Origin of the sequence: Actinoplanes sp. NPDC048791 (assembly GCF_040650095.1) — a bacterium.
GTDB lineage: Bacteria > Actinomycetota > Actinomycetes > Mycobacteriales > Micromonosporaceae > Actinoplanes.
The window spans coordinates 4,118-5,286 of sequence record NZ_JBEZGQ010000600.1 but is presented as its reverse complement, the minus strand read 5'-3'; the positions used below and the strand labels follow the sequence as shown (position 1 = coordinate 5,286).

Here is a 1,169-nt window from a genome sequence, read left to right as displayed (position 1 = left end):
GGAGACGGCGGGGAGCCCCGGTCCGGCCGCTGCCAGGCTCCGGGCCGGCGTACCCGGTGGCAGCAGGGTCTCGATCGACCGGCGGAAGACCTCGGCGACCGGGCCGTCGGGCACCAGCACCGGCGTACCGTCGGACCGTGCCAGCAGGTGGGCCAGCGCGGCCGCGACCGCGGCCGCCCAGATCGGGTTCCACCAGCCGTCCGGGTCGATCGGCGGCAGCGCCGGCCGCTGCGCGGGCAGCGCCTCCCAGCTGGTCACCGGCTGCGGGTCGTCGGCACCGGCGAGGCGGTGCACGGCCGGCGGGTGCAGCCACACCGCCTGCCAGTACGAGCAGTCGTCGATCCGGGTCGCCACCTCCCGCCCGCACCGCTCGCAGGCGAGATTGGGCCCGTCCCGGCCGTCGAGCCCGTAGCAGTAGCCCTCGCTGCGCCCCGGGATGAAGACGGTCCCGCGCACGTCCCCGGGCGCGATGACCACAGCCCCGCGGGGACTGCCGGGCCGCAGTGCGGAGGGCTCGGGATTCACCGCGTACGTGCCGGGCTCCATCAGCGGGCCCAGCAGGTCGTGGCCGTACCTCTGCTCGGCGTGCACCGGCAGCGCCACCCGCGACACCGGCACGGTCAGCACGGCACCGCAGCCTGCACACGCGAACACCGTCACAACCTAGCGGCCGGGCAGCTCGACGGTGATGGCGAGGCCGCCGCCGGGGCGCGGCTCGGCGGTGATCGTGCCGCCGTGGGCGGTCACGATCGACCGGACGATGGACAGGCCCAGGCCGCTGCCCTCGGTCGAGCCGATCCGGTCGGTCAGCCGGCGGAACGGTTCGAACAGGCCCGGGATCTCGTAAGCGGCGATGACCGGCCCCGGATTGGTGACGGTGAGCCGCTGCCCGGCGCAGGTGAGGCGCACCTCGCCGGCGGGCACGTTGTAGGTCATCGCGTTGCGCAGCAGGTTCTGCACCAGGCGTTCCAGCAGGATCGGATCGCCGTGCACCGGTGCCGGTGCCAGCGCGGCGTGCAGGGTGATGCCGGCGGCCGCCGCCTCCGGCCGGGCCACGCTCACCAGCCGCTCGGTGACCGCGGCCAGGTCGACCGGTTCGCGGGTCGTCAGGTGCTGTTCGGAGCCGGCCGGCCTCCAACTGGCGTTCCCGCTCGCGGGCCTGGGTGGCC

General features: G+C 75.5%; 1 protein-coding gene and 1 pseudogene. Both read right to left on the bottom strand.

Going from position 1 to position 1,169, the window contains the following annotated elements; translation table 11 throughout:
• Positions 1 to 654: pseudogene (locus AB0C29_RS32250) on the bottom strand (hypothetical protein); the annotation flags it as partial.
• Between the two features lie 9 nt (positions 655 to 663).
• Positions 664 to 1,169: HAMP domain-containing sensor histidine kinase (locus AB0C29_RS32245; protein WP_360828197.1), on the bottom strand; the 506-nt coding region annotated here is incomplete at its 5' end.